Origin of the sequence: Bordetella ansorpii, assembly GCF_900078705.1 — a bacterium.
GTDB lineage: Bacteria > Pseudomonadota > Gammaproteobacteria > Burkholderiales > Burkholderiaceae_B > Bordetella > Bordetella ansorpii_A.
The window spans coordinates 653,868-666,799 of sequence record NZ_FKIF01000001.1; the positions used below are offsets into that span (position 1 = coordinate 653,868).

Consider the following 12,932-nt stretch of genomic DNA (forward strand, 5'->3'; position numbering starts at 1 on the left):
CGGCAATCATCCGATGCGGCCGGGCGCGGCCGCCGCCCGCAGATCGTCCGGATGCACCATCAAGTTTCGTACCTGCTCCAGGGCTGGATACTGGTGAAACACCCCCGCCCAATGCGGCGATGCCGGCAACTGGTCCCAGATCGCCTCCAGCAGGCCAAGGTCGGCGGGCTGGCCGGACGCCATCGCCGCCGCGACCTCGAGACTGGGCGGCGCGCACAGCAGTTGCATGCGGCTGGCGGCGCCCAGCAGGCGGGGAGCCGGCTCCACCGGCGCCTGGCAGCAGTACAGCACCTGCCGGGCCAGTTCCCGCGGGTCCGTGCGCAACGCGGCCAGCGAAGCGCCGCGCAGCAGCACCCGGCCCTCCCGGGCCTCGAAGCCGTACGCCATGGCCGCATCGGCGTGCGCCAGCAGGCGCAGCCCGCGGACCAGGCGTGGCAGATCGGTGGGCGCGGCATCCGCCGACGCCTTGGCCTCGGCCAGCAGGCAGACGTCCCACAGCGGCGTATCGCCCTGCAGGCCGGCCTGCCGCAGCAGCACCGCGTCCCATTCCGTCTTGGCGCGCTCTTGGCTGGCGGGAATCGACGCGGGCACGCGCATGGAGGTCACCACGCGATACGAAGCGGGCAGGCCCGCCTCATGACCCAGGCATCCGGCCAGCGCCTGCATGGCGCGCGCCGTGGCGGCCTCGACCGCGTCGCCCCGCCGCCGTGACGCCCGGCCTTCCGCCATCGCGGCTTCGCTGCCCGGCCGGGGGCCGCTGCGCGCGCTCAAGGCCAGATACGCGTGCACCTCGGCCTGGCCGGCCAGCACATCCTGACGGCGCAGATGTCCCAAGGCGGGCGCCTGCCGCAGGCGGTCCACGCCGCGCGACACCGCTTCCGGCAAGTCCGGCAGGCCGGCCAGACGCTGCGCGGCCTCGTGTAAACCGGTCCAGCGGCTCTCCGCCAGGGCCTGTTGCAGGCCATGCAGGCCCTCGCGCACCGGTCCTGGCGGCAGGCGTGCCAGCTTGGCGGGATGGGCGATCGCATTGACCACGGCGTGAACGGCACGGCGATCCGCCTCGGCCTGGCCTGCCAGCAGGGCATATTCGCGCACTGGCGCGTACTGGTGCCGCAGCGCCATGGCCTGGACGCCGGGGTCGCCCTGTTCCGCGCGCATCGCCTCCTGGATCAGGCGCCCCAGCGCCTCGACGAATGTCCGTTTCAACGCCGCATCCGGCGGGTGGCCGCGCTCATGGGCCTGCCGGGCCCGCTCGATCGCCAGGGCGATGACGGTGGCGGGATGCGCATCGCGCGGGCAGGGGGCTGCCGCATCCAGCGCCGGCAGACGGTAACGGCGCGCGACATTGCGCAGGATCTGTTCGAGCAGGGGCGATGCGGGCATCGGGCCGGAAGGTCGTGGGGCACGAAACGCGAGACCGCACGATTGTCTCTCAAGACCTTGCCGCGCCGCCGATTCGGTACAGGTGCTTTCATTTATTGCAGGCCCTCGCTGCTATCCTGGGCCGTCTTTTTCCCCGCCGGCCTTTCCATGCGCAGTGTCAAGACCGAAACCTTTTCCCTGGACATCCCCGACGTCTTCGAAGCCGTCCGCCCCATGTGGGAAAGTGTCCGCGCCGAGCACGAGACCGGCGACGACGTCGTCATGATCAGCGCCGGCCTGGCCGACCAGACCCACCTGCGCAAGTATCCCGGCGCCACCCTGATCGACCGTTTCCGCGCCTTCTGCGCGGACCGCCGCGGCCCGGCGTCCTTCACCGGCGACAGGCCCATACAGGTCGGCGACCACGCCGGCCACGCCATCACGGCCATCGCCGAGACCGGCTATGCCTTCTATTTCGCCATCGTGCCGATCGAGGGCGGCTACCACTACGAGCTGACGGGCGATTGCCAGGCCAGCCAGCAGGACACTTATTTCCCGCTGTTCGAGCAGACCCTGCTGACGCTGCGCTGCTTCGGCGATCCCGTGCCCGCGCTGGCCGCGCAGCGGCGCGCCATCGACGCGATGTTTGCCGACGACGACGAAGAGGAAGAGGAAGACGACACCGCCGCCGAACTCCCCCCGCCGTTCGAGATCCCGCCGGACGGCCAGGACTACCTGTTCGTGGACGGCACGCGCTTCGACATCCTGGCGGACACGGCCTGCGGCGTGCACACCCACGGCGACACCGGCGATGGCCTGACCCTCGACCTGAAGGCCCGCGCCATCGGCTACGACGCCCAGGCCTGCGCACACATCCTGAACGACTACCAGGACGGCGAGGTCTACCTGCGCTTCACCATGAAGGGCGTCTACCATCCCGACGCGCCCGCCGGCCGCTACGCCATCGAGGACGACAGCGAGCCCACTTATACGGTGTCGGTGTGGAAAGGCGGCTTCCACTACAGCCTGTCGCTGCACGGCGAACTGATGCTGAAAGACGGCTGGGCGGGGTTCAGCGGGCATCTCCAGGGTTTCTCCCCGGACAAGCGCTATCCCGTGGGATTCGGCCTGCGCCTGCCGGTCGCGGACATCGACTGGTCGCACTACGCGTTCGGGTCGCTGGAGGAATTGCTGCGCGCGCCGGCGGAGCTGCCACGCCATGCGCAACTGGTCGATCCCGGCCCACTGCCCGATGCGCTGTACGGGTATACCTCGCTGGAATCGCTGACCCTGCGCTACACCACGACCGAGGCCGCGCAGGCGCTGCCCGCCATTCCCGATGCCTTGTCCGAGCTGAGCCGGCTACGGTGGCTTGCGCTGACGGGGATCGGAGCGGTGGACACGCTTCCTGATTCGCTGTGCGCGCTGAAGGAACTGCAATGGCTGTTCATCACCGGCTCGCAGGCCACATCGGTGCCGGACGGGCTGCTGGCGCTGCCGAAACTCACGCTCTGCACGCTGTCGGGGAACGCCTTGCAGTCGCTGCCAGGCGCGGCGTGGTCGCCGGTGCTGAAAAGCCTGTCGCTGTCGAACAATCGATTGCGGACGGTGCCCGAAACGCTGGCGCACCTGCCCGGCCTGCGCACGCTCGACCTGCAATCAAACCCGCTGGCCTCGCTGCCGGACGGCCTGCAACGCATCGAAAGACTGCAACTGGAACTGGACAAGAAACTCGCGCTGCTGGACTACACGTATCGCGGCGCGGACGGCAGCGGCACCGTGCCCGTGGACGAAGCGATCTTCCTGGCGCGCCACGACCAAACCCTGGCGGCCATGCTTCGGCAGACGCTGGCGGACCCGCAATGGCAGGCCTATCGGGCTGGCCTGGACGCCATTGCCCTGCATGCCGTGGCCCTGTGCACCACCGATCCCGACGACTATGGCACGCCGGGCAATACACGTTTCGGCGGCCTGCCCGACCTGCCCGCCGGCATGGACTATCCCACCCTGACGACCTGCCAAGACGAAACCAGGGGCTGGCAGTTCATCGCCCAATTGGATTGCGCGGCCCTGGCGCCCTATCAGGACTACCTGCCGCGCACAGGCTTCCTGTACTTCTTCATCGACGACCAGGAAAGCTTCGGCGCGCGGGTGCTGTACCACGACGGTCCGGCCTCGTCGCTGCGCGGCGCCGCCGAACTGGACATCGCGGACGATTTCATCGGTGACGAGCGCGGCATCTACCTTCCGTATCGGGCGCAGGCCGCCCGGCTGGTCAGCGTGCCGCATTTCTATTCGGACGAGGCTTACTGCACCGGCGAAGCGGAATCGCTGGAGCCCTTGCACGAATTGTTCGACCAGACGGAAGCCCTGCGGGAATCGCTGTCCGCGGCATGCGGCGTGAAGCCCGCGCACGCGATCAACAGCTACGTCTTCAAGCAGCATGACACGCCGCAGATCGAAGCCGCCCACAAGCTGCGCGGCCGGCCCGAGGACTTCATGGTGCTGCTGCGGGTCTCGTCGGATGACCGGCCGGGCTTCTGCTTCTGGGATGCGGGCGAGATCTACTTCGTGATCCACAAGAGCGATCTGGCGAAGCGGGATTTTTCCAACGTCTACTGCGGACTGGAAAGCAGTTGATACGCGCCGCGCCGGCGCGCACTCAGTCTTCCCAATGGAACAGGGCGTCGAACCGCGTGTAGGCGCCGTTCTCCAGCATCGTGGGCACCTGCGTCCCCGTGGGCAGCGGCACGCTCAACTGCCGGCGCGACAGGCGCGTCAGCCCTTCCGCTTCCAGCACGCCCTGCACCTGCGCGGCCAGTTCCCGCACCGCATCCGTCCTCAACTGGTCCACTTCGCTGCCGCTGGGCAGATAGCCGCTGCCGCCCCGCCGGTGCCAGGACTTCTCGCCTTCGATGAACACGAACACGGGCGCCATCCGGCACAGCAGCACGGCCAGTCCCGTGTAGCGGAATTCCTTGCGCAGGCCCAGCCGCTTGAAGGGCGGCAGACGGAATCCCGGCTCGTCGCGATAGAACCAGGCGTCCACGAACGACGCGTAGCCCGATCCATAGTGATCCCACTCGATGCGCGACAGCGTGCGGGTCTCGCGTTCGATCCGCGAACAGACGCGGCGGTAGAACGCATCGATGGCGTCTTCATCGCGCTCGGCCCAGGGCGGGCGCTCATCGGCCGCCTGGCCCTGCGGCAGTGCGTCGAAACTGGAATCGGACATCATCGTCATGGACCTTATCGCTGACATCGGCATGAAGACCGGGACACGCCTTGCAGGCCGCGCCTTGCAGGCCGCACCTTGCAGGCCGCACCTTGCCAACAACCCCACGGCGCGTCCTGATATCGCCACAGCTTAAACCCCGCATCCGCTATCCTGACCCGACCGGTGCGCACAACGCCCGGCTCCCTTCACCCATCTCCCTGGAGCAACACCCATGGACATGCATCTGAAAGACAAGCTCGCCCTGGTCACCGGTTCGACCAAGGGCATCGGCCACGCCATCGCCGTGGGCCTGGCCCGCGAGGGCGCGCGCGTCATCGTCAACGGCCGTTCGCAGCCTTCGGTCGACGCCGCACTGCAAGCCCTGTTCAAGACCGTCCCCGGCGCGCAGGCCGAGGGCCATGCCGGCGATCTGTCCGACCCCACGCAGGTTGCCGCGCTGGTGGCCAAGTACCCCGAGGTCGACGTGCTGGTGAACAACCTGGGCATCTTCGACCCCAAGCCCTTCGAGGACATCCCCGATGAGGACTGGCAGCACTTCTTCGACACCAACGTGATGTCGGGCGTACGCCTGACGCGCGCCTACCTGCCGAAGATGAAGGCGAAAAACTGGGGCCGCGTGGTGTTCATCAGCAGCGAGAGCGGCGTGCAGATCCCCGTCGAGATGATCCACTACGGCGTCACCAAGAGCGCGCAGATCAGCCTGGCGCGCGGCCTGGCCGAAAGCTGCGCCGGCACCCGCGTCACGGTCAACTCGGTGCTGCCCGGTCCCACGCAGTCCGAAGGCGTGATGGACTTCGTCGACAAGCTGTCGGGCGGCAAGCCGTTCGAGGCCTTCCAGCAGGAATTCTTCGAGACGGCGCGCCCGTCGTCGCTGCTCAAGCGCTTCATCACCCCCGAGGAAATCGCCAACATGGTGGTGTACGTGTGCTCGGAAGCCGCAGCGGCCACCAACGGCGCGGCGTTGCGCGCCGACGGCGGCGTGATCCGCTCGGCGTTCTGATCCTTCCTGCGCAGGCGCGCGCCGTACGGGCCGCGGGCAATCGGCCCGCGGCCTGATTATTTCTGCGCCGTGGCCGCGGCTATCATCTCGCGGAACAGCCGTGCGTATGGCGACTGCGCGGGCCACAGCATGCCCAGCCTGCGTTCCAGCTTGTTGCGCGGCAAGGGCAGCACCGCCACGTTCTTGGGCACGGCCTCGGGCCGGAAACAGTTGGGCACCAGCGAAACGCCCAGGCCCCGCCCCACCAGCATCAGGATGCCGTCGGGCGCATCCATCTCGAAGCGCTCCTGCGGGCGCAGGCCGCGCTGCTGCAGGTATTGGTCGGCCAGCGAGCCGCCCCAGGTGCGGCGGTCGTAGCGGATGAAGGGCTGCGTGGCCAGCAGGCGGTCCACGTCGACCTTGCGCCCGCGCACCCGCAAGGCCGGCGCCAGCAGCACCAGCGGTTCGACGCGCAGCGTCTGCCATGCGAACGGCTTGGGCAGCCGGAACGGCGGTTCGACCACCAGGGCCGCATCGACCTTGCCCGCGGTGACCTGGTGGTACAGCTCGTGCGACACGCCGATCTCCAGCATGGCGTCCAGCCGGGGATAGGTCTCGGCGACGTACTTCAGCAGATCGGGCATGACGTTGGTGAGCGCCGTGCGGATGGTGCCGATGCGCAGGCCGCCCGGAAAACCCTCGGTCGACACCGCGGCCTTCAGTTCGTACAGCTCGCGCTGGAAGCGGCGCGCGCGGTCCAGCAAGCGCGCCCCGCCTTCGGTGATGCGCACGAAGCGCCCCGAGCGCGTGAACAGCGGCACGCCGAATTCGCGCTCCAGCGCGCGCAGGCGCTGCGCCAGCGCCGTGGGCGTGACGTTGCTGCGCCGCGCGGCTTCGGCCATCGAGCCGCATTCGGCCACCATCACGAAGGTATCGAGAAAGCGCGTATCCATGAATCAATAAAAAATTCAGTTTGAAAGCTCAAAAACGAAATTGTGCTTCAGTCATCCCGAATCCACAATTCACTTGGCCCGCGCTACGCAGAACAACAGGCGGAGAACCCATCCGTCCCGGCAGGCAGACACCTATTCCAACAGGAGACACGCATGACCACGATCGATCCCCTACGCCGACGCACCCTTTCCGCCCTGCTGGCGGGTGGCCTGGCCACCCTGGCCGGCGGCGCCTGGGCGCAGGATGCCTACCCCAGCCGCTCCACCACCCTGATGGTGGGCTTCTCCGCGGGCGGCGCGGTCGACCTGGTGGCGCGCCAGCTGGGCCAGGCGCTGGGCAAGCAGTTCAACCAGCCCTACGTGATCGAGAACCGTCCGGGCGCCACCGGCACCATCGCCGCCGAGGCCACCGCGCGCGCCAAGCCGGACGGCTACACGCTGCTGCTGGGCACGCAGTCGACCATGGTGGTCGCGCCCAGCATGTACCCCAACCTGCGCTTCGATCCGATCAAGGACTTCGTGCCCGTGTCGCTGGTGGCCTCGGTGCCGCTGGTGCTGGTGGTACATCCCTCGCTGCCGCTGCACACCGTGCAGGACGTCATCCAGTACGCAAAAGACCGGAAGGGCGAGCTGAGCTACGCCTCGTCGGGCCTGGGCGGCCCGCAGCACGTGTCCATGGAGCTGTTCAACGCCATGGCCGGCACGCGGATGGTGCACATCCCGTACAAGGGCGAGGCCAACGCCATCACCGACGTGCTGGGCAACCAGGTGCCGCTGATGTTCAGCAACCTGCCCACCCTGCTGCCGCACATCCGCAGCGGCAAGCTGCGCGCCATCGCCGTGTCCAGCCTGCGGCGCTCGCCCAGCGCGCCCGAGATTCCCACCGTCAGCGAATCCGGCCTGCAAGGCTTCGAGGCCCTGACGTGGTTTGGCCTCTACGCGCCCGCCGGCACGCCGCAAGCGGCCGTGTCCAGACTGGAGGCCGGCGTGCAGCAGGCCCTGGCCGATCCCGACCTGCGCGCCAAGATGGCCGAGCAGGGCGCCACGCTGGAGGGCCGCGACAGCGCCGCGTTCCGCCAGTACATGCAAGCCGAGAGCGTCAAGTGGGGCGGTCTCATCAAGAAGTCCGGCATCAAGCCGGAATAAACGCACAGAAGGAAGTCCTCGTATGCATCCCAGCACAGCCATGCCGGACCTGTCCGCCGCCCCCAAGCCCATTGCCGCCCCCGCGGCCCGGCCGCCCCGGCGCCTGCGCGGCGTGCTGTCGCTGGACGACTTCGAGACCCTCGCGCGCCGCCATCTGCCCCGCCCCGTGTACGGCTACATGAGCGCGGTGGCGGAAACGGGCGCCTCGTTCGACGACAATCGCGCGGCCTACGCCGAGTATGGCTTCCGGCCCGGCGTCATGGTGGACGTGTCCAGGCGCAGCACCGCCACCACGCTGTTCGAAGAAACCTACGCGGCGCCCTTCGGTTTCTCGCCGCTGGGACTGACCGCGCTGTCCAGTTATCGCGGCGACGTCGTCATCGCCCAGGCCGCGCGCGCCGCGCGCTTGCCGATGATCATGAGCGGCTCCTCGCTGATCCGCCTGGAGGACGTGGCCGAACAGCATCCCGGCGCCTGGTTCCAGGCGTACCTGCCCGGCGACCGCGCCGCGTTGGAAGCCCTGATAGACCGGGTGTCGCGCACCGCCTTCAAGACCCTGGTGGTGACGGTGGACACGCCCGTGCCGCCCAACAGCGAGAACACCGTGCGCATGGGCTTCTCGGCGCCGCTGCGGCCCAGCCTGAGCCTGGCCTGGCAGGGCCTGACGCATCCGCGCTGGCTGTGCGGCACCTTTCTGCGCACGCTGGTCAAGCACGGCATGCCGCACTTCGAGAACAACTACGCCACGCGCGGCGCCCCCATTCTCTCGCCGTCCGTGATGCGCGATTTTTCGGAGCGCGGCCACCTGCACTGGGACGACCTGCGCAACATCCGCCGGCTGTGGCGCGGCCGGCTGGTGGTCAAGGGCATCCTGCGCGGCGACGATGCCCGGCGCGCGCAGGACTGCGGCGCGGACGGCATCATCGTGTCGAACCATGGCGGCCGCCAGCTGGACGGCGCGGTGGCGCCGCTGCGCGCGCTGCCCGAGGTGGTGCGCGCCTGCCCCGGCATCCCGGTGATGATCGACAGCGGCGTGCGGCGCGGCACCGACGTGCTGAAGGCCCTGGCCCTGGGCGCGCGCATGGCCTTCGTGGGCCGGCCCTTCGGCTACGCCGCTGCCGTCGGCGGCCTGCCCGCGCTGGAACACGGCATCCGGCTGCTGACGCAGGAGGTGTCGCGCGACATGGCGATGCTGGGGGTGACCTCGGTGGACCAGATCAAGGCGGAAGAACACCTGACGCTGCGCCGGCCGAAATAAAATTGGACAGTCCTCAGGCAGCCGAAGCCTGACCGGCACTGACAGGCAGCACGGCCAGTCGTAAACCCATTGCTTTGAGTATGGCCGCCAGACTGCTCACTGCTGGATTGCCCCTGGACGACAACGTGCGGTAGATCTGCGTTGGATTGAGTTGCGCATGCTCGGCAACTGCTTGAACCCCACCGAACGCCTGGGCCAACTGGCGCAATACCACAAGCAATTCTCCTTGGTCGCCTTCTTCGAGAATGCTGTTGATGACCTCAAGCACCAGAGCCGGGTCTTCACGGTATGCAAACCCCTTTTGCCAACCACAAATGCAAAACGCCCCATCCGTTCACGAACCCGGACGGGGCGTTCTCTCGACGACGCTACCGCGTCATCGCATCGAGCGATCAGTCCAGCTTGATGTTCTGCTTCTTCACGACGTCCTTGGCCCAGTCGTACTGCGCCTGGATTTCCTTGGCGAACGCTTCGGGCGTGTTGCCCGACGGCGCCGAGCCCTGGTCGTCCAGCGCCTTGATGACCTTCGGGTCCTTCAGGGCCACCACGGCGGCATCGCGCAGCTTGTTCACGATGTCCATCGGCGTGCCCTTGGGGGCCAGCAGGCCGTACCACACGGGCTGGTTCAGCACCGGTTGGCCAACGTCGGCGAAGGTGGGCACGTCCTTGATGGCGGCGATGCGCTCGGGCCATGCGATGGCCATGGCGCGCAGCTTGCCGGCCTGGATCTGCGGCATCGACGACGGCAGGTTGTCGAACAGCACTTCGATCTGGCCGCCGACGGCGTCGGCGATGGCCGGGCCCGAACCCTTGTACGGCACGTGCACGATGTCGGTGCCGGTGGCCATGCGGAAGGATTCACCCATCAGGTGCAGCACGCCGCAAGTGCCCGAGCTGCCGTACGAATACTTGTTGGGGTTCTTCTTCAGGACTTCGAGGAATTCCTTGAAATCCTTGGCCGGGAACTTCGGGTTGACCGCCACGACGTTGGCCGTGTTGGCGAAGTTGGTGATCGGCTGGAAGTCCTTGATCGGATCGTAGGGCAGGTCGTTGGGGCGGCAGGCCGGGTTGACGGCCATGGTGGACACCGTGGCGATCGACAGCGTGTAGCCGTCGGCGGCGGCCTTGGCGGCTTCCGCCGCGCCGATGGCGCCGCCGGCGCCGCCCTTGTTCTCGACGACCATGGGCTGGCCCAGTTCCTGGCTCATGCGCGTGGTGACCAGGCGGGCGATGATGTCAGTGGAGCCACCGGGCGCAAACGGCACGATCACGCGGATCGGACGCTCGGGATAGCCGGCAGCATTGGCGACGGACGCGGCGGCGACAGCGGCGACGCCGCTGGCCAGGGCGATGGCGTGGGCCAGGGTGCGGACTTTAAGCATGGGGTGTTTCCTCCTAGAATGCGGCTGCGGTCAAAAAAAGCCGCTTTGTGCTGAGATATGCCGTGCGATCTTATGAGCGTGCGTCGCGGATACATGGTCCGCGGCTGCGCCTGGACGACGAAGAATAGCAGCAAATTTCCGCAGCGCACATCGCTGCTTTCCCGAAAATCAACCCCTTTGGCCCCCACATGTCGGTCGCTTTGCTGGTCTTGCCCGATTTTCTTCTGGTAGCACTGGGCTGGGCCTTGCGCCACAGGTTGGGATACTCGCGCGATTTCTTCGCCGGCACCGAACGCCTGGTTTACTTCGTGCTGTTCCCGGCGCTGTTGTTCCAGTCGGTGCTGCGCACGCCCATCTCGGCCGGCAGCGCCCTGCTGCTGCTGCAGGCCACGGCGCTGGTGATCGTGGTGGGCGTGCTGCTGGCCTGGCTGGCGCTGCCGGCCCTGCGCTGCGCGCCCATGGCCCATGCCTCGGCCGCGCAATGCGGCTACCGCTTCAACACCTATATCGGGCTGGCGCTGGCGGCCAGCCTGGGCGGCCCGCAAGGCCAATCGACCATGGCGCTGATCGTGGGCTTCGCGGTGCCGATGGCCAACGTGGCCGCGGTGTACGCGCTGGCGCGCCACGGCGGCGGCAACGTGTTCAAGGAACTGCTGCGCAATCCGCTGCTGCTGGCCACGCTGCTGGGACTGGCGTGCAACCTGGCGGGCCTGTCGCTGCCCGGCCCGGTGGATACGGTGTTCAGCCGGCTGGGAGCCGCCGCGCTGGCACTGGGCATCATCTGCGTGGGCGCCAGCCTGTCGTGGGAGGGCGGACGCGGCCAAGGGAAGCTGATCGCGTGGATGATCGTGGTCAAGCTGCTGCTGCTGCCAACGGTGGCATTGGGCGCCGCCGCACTGCTGGGGTTGCCGCCGCTGGAATCGCGCATGCTGCTGCTGTTCGCGGCCCTGCCCACGGCCTCGGCGGCCTACGTGCTGGCCATGCGCATGGGCGGCGACGGCCGCATGGTGGCCGTGCTGATCTCGCTGGGCACGCTGCTGTCGGCCGCCACCATCCCGTTCTGGCTGATGGTGACGGGCTGAGCGCGCGGTTTTCCTGTTCAGGCTGGGGCCTCGCCAATCGATGCCCCGCCCTTCACATCCTCAACGCCTGGCGTTGGTCATGTCCGCCGGCACGACCCAGCGCGCGAACTCGTCTTCGGTCACATAGCCCAGCGCCAGCGCGGATTCCTTCAGCGACAGGTTCTCCTTGTGCGCCTTCTTGGCGATCTGCGCGGCCTTGTCGTAGCCGATGTGCGGGTTCAGCGCGGTCACCAGCATCAGCGAGCGGTCCACCAGGTCGGCGATGCGCTCGCGGTTGGGCTCGATGCCCGCGGCGCAGTGCCGGTCGAAACTGGCCATGCCGTCGGCCAGCAGGCGCACCGACTGCAGGAAATTGTGGATGACCAGCGGCTTGTAGACGTTCAGCTCGAAATTGCCGCTGGCGCCGCCGATGTTGATGGCCACGTCGTTGCCCATGACCTGCGCGGCCAGCATGGTGATGGCCTCGCACTGCGTCGGGTTGACCTTGCCCGGCATGATGGAGCTGCCCGGCTCGTTCTCGGGAATGCTGATCTCGCCCAGGCCCGAACGCGGACCGCTGGACAGCCAGCGCACGTCGTTGGCCAGTTTCATCAGGCCCGCGGCCAGGGTCTTCAGGGCGCCGTGCGAGAACAGCAGCGCCTCGTGCGAGGCCAGGGCCTGGAACTTGTTGGGCGCCGACACGAAGGCGCTGCCCGTGTCGCGGGCCAGTTCGGCGGACACGCGGGCGCTGAATTCGGGGTGGGCGTTCAGGCCCGTGCCCACGGCGGTGCCGCCGATGGCCAACTGGTGCAGGCCCGGCAGCGTGGCGCGGATCTGCTGCTCGGCCAGGTCCAGTTGGGCCACGTGGCCCGACAGTTCCTGCCCCAGCGTCAGCGGCGTGGCGTCCTGCAGGTGGGTGCGGCCGATCTTCACGATGTCGTAGAAGTCCGCGCTCTTCCGGGCCAGCGTGGCGCGCAGCGCCTTCAGGGCCGGCAGCAGGGTCTGCTCGACCTCGACGGCGGCCGCCACGTGCATGGCGGTCGGGAAGGTGTCGTTGGACGACTGGCCGCGGTTGACGTGGTCGTTGGGATGGACCTTGCGGCCTTCGCCGCGCTCGCCGCCCAGCAGCTCGGACGCGCGGTTGGCCAGCACTTCGTTCATGTTCATGTTGCTTTGCGTGCCCGAGCCGGTCTGCCACACGGACAGCGGGAACTCGTCCGGCCACTTGCCCGCGATGACTTCGTCGGCGGCCTGCGCGATGGCCCCGGCGATCTGCCCGTCCAGTTCGCCCAGGCCGGCGTTCGCCTGCGCGGCGGCGCGCTTGAGGCGGGCCATGGCGGTCACCAGCGGCACCGGCATCTTCTCGGTGGAAATGGCGAAGAAATGCAGCGAGCGCTGCGTCTGCGCGCCCCACAGATGATCGTCGGGGACCTCGATGGGGCCGAAGGTGTCTTTCTCGGTACGCGTCTTCATGGCGGTGCAGCTCCGTTGCGGCGATCCCGGCCCTGCCGGGAAAATTAGAACGAGAATCGATATCAATGGAAGCGTAGCAG

General features: G+C 68.1%; 11 protein-coding genes. 5 read left to right on the top strand and 6 right to left on the bottom strand.

Annotation, left to right across the window (positions count from 1 at the left end):
* Positions 1–6: 6 nt before the first annotated feature.
* Entirely contained in the window at positions 7–1,383 is a 1,377-nt protein-coding gene (locus A6745_RS02620; protein WP_066123140.1) for a 3-deoxy-D-arabino-heptulosonate 7-phosphate synthase, read from the bottom strand.
* 147 nt (positions 1,384–1,530) lie between these two features.
* On the opposite strand from A6745_RS02620, the gene A6745_RS02625 reads away from it, so the two are divergent.
* Positions 1,531–4,002, top strand: coding sequence for a YwqG family protein (locus tag A6745_RS02625; RefSeq protein WP_066123141.1), 2,472 nt, complete (start codon positions 1,531–1,533; stop codon positions 4,000–4,002).
* A 22-nt stretch (positions 4,003–4,024) separates the two neighbouring features.
* Here the strand turns inward: A6745_RS02625 and A6745_RS02630 are convergent, their stop codons facing one another.
* Positions 4,025–4,606 (bottom strand): hypothetical protein, encoded by a 582-nt coding sequence (locus A6745_RS02630; protein ID WP_066123144.1) that lies wholly within the window; start codon positions 4,604–4,606, stop codon positions 4,025–4,027.
* A gap of 205 nt (positions 4,607–4,811) precedes the next feature.
* On the opposite strand from A6745_RS02630, the gene A6745_RS02635 reads away from it, so the two are divergent.
* Complete coding sequence (locus A6745_RS02635; RefSeq protein ID WP_066123146.1) at positions 4,812–5,600, top strand: SDR family NAD(P)-dependent oxidoreductase; 789 nt, start codon at positions 4,812–4,814, stop codon at positions 5,598–5,600.
* A gap of 56 nt (positions 5,601–5,656) precedes the next feature.
* On the opposite strand, the gene A6745_RS02640 is transcribed toward A6745_RS02635, so the two are convergent.
* Positions 5,657–6,532: a LysR family transcriptional regulator gene (locus tag A6745_RS02640; RefSeq protein WP_066123148.1), complete on the bottom strand. Its 876-nt coding sequence runs from the start codon at positions 6,530–6,532 to the stop codon at positions 5,657–5,659.
* Between the two features lie 153 nt (positions 6,533–6,685).
* Here A6745_RS02640 and A6745_RS02645 point away from each other — a divergent pair, with 153 nt between their 5' ends.
* Both A6745_RS02645 and A6745_RS02650 read left to right on the top strand, forming a co-directional pair.
* Positions 6,686–7,678 carry a Bug family tripartite tricarboxylate transporter substrate binding protein gene (locus tag A6745_RS02645; protein WP_066123150.1) on the top strand — a complete coding sequence of 331 codons (993 nt, stop codon included), beginning with the start codon at positions 6,686–6,688 and terminating at the stop codon, positions 7,676–7,678.
* A 22-nt stretch (positions 7,679–7,700) separates the two neighbouring features.
* Positions 7,701–8,936 carry an alpha-hydroxy acid oxidase gene (locus tag A6745_RS02650; protein WP_066123152.1) on the top strand — a complete coding sequence of 412 codons (1,236 nt, stop codon included), beginning with the start codon at positions 7,701–7,703 and terminating at the stop codon, positions 8,934–8,936.
* A 13-nt stretch (positions 8,937–8,949) separates the two neighbouring features.
* Here the strand turns inward: A6745_RS02650 and A6745_RS27595 are convergent, their stop codons facing one another.
* Entirely contained in the window at positions 8,950–9,252 is a 303-nt protein-coding gene (locus A6745_RS27595) for a helix-turn-helix domain-containing transcriptional regulator (RefSeq protein ID WP_082852858.1), read from the bottom strand.
* 76 nt (positions 9,253–9,328) lie between these two features.
* Positions 9,329–10,318 carry a tripartite tricarboxylate transporter substrate binding protein BugE gene (locus A6745_RS02655; RefSeq protein WP_066123154.1) on the bottom strand — a complete coding sequence of 330 codons (990 nt, stop codon included), beginning with the start codon at positions 10,316–10,318 and terminating at the stop codon, positions 9,329–9,331.
* Between the two features lie 188 nt (positions 10,319–10,506).
* Between A6745_RS02655 and A6745_RS02660 the strand changes: the two genes are divergently transcribed.
* Positions 10,507–11,400: an AEC family transporter gene (locus tag A6745_RS02660; protein ID WP_082852859.1), complete on the top strand. Its 894-nt coding sequence runs from the start codon at positions 10,507–10,509 to the stop codon at positions 11,398–11,400.
* A gap of 60 nt (positions 11,401–11,460) precedes the next feature.
* Here the strand turns inward: A6745_RS02660 and fumC are convergent, their stop codons facing one another.
* Positions 11,461–12,852 carry a class II fumarate hydratase gene (gene fumC, locus A6745_RS02665; RefSeq protein ID WP_066123158.1) on the bottom strand — a complete coding sequence of 464 codons (1,392 nt, stop codon included), beginning with the start codon at positions 12,850–12,852 and terminating at the stop codon, positions 11,461–11,463.
* Between the last annotated feature and the right edge of the window lie 80 nt (positions 12,853–12,932).